We start from the raw sequence: 285 nt of genomic DNA on the forward strand, positions 1-285 counted from the left end.
GCCGGGCGAGGCGCACGAGATCAGGTTCTTGGTCGCGCCCGGGCCCATCTTCTTGGGCAGGTTGACCACGGCCATGATCCGGTTTTGCGCTTTCTCGGCAATGGCGGCGCCCAAGGCGCCCCAATCCGCCATTCCCTTGATGTTGTCACGAACCTCGTCCGTCAGCTCGACGATGCACTTGGCCGCGCGGAATTCGTCGAGGTGCGTGCCGTACTTGGGCAGGCAGCCGGTGTAGGCGCAGTAAACGGTGTTGACGGCGGATTCCCGGTTCGTCCGTGCGCCCAG

General features: G+C 64.9%; 1 pseudogene. It reads right to left on the bottom strand.

Annotated features, from left to right (window positions below):
- Positions 1–285 (bottom strand): annotated as a pseudogene (locus MD536_RS21460) (hypothetical protein); the annotation flags it as partial.

The sequence above is a fragment of the Flavihumibacter cheonanensis genome, assembly GCF_022352215.1.
Taxonomy (GTDB): domain Bacteria; phylum Bacteroidota; class Bacteroidia; order Chitinophagales; family Chitinophagaceae; genus Flavihumibacter; species Flavihumibacter cheonanensis.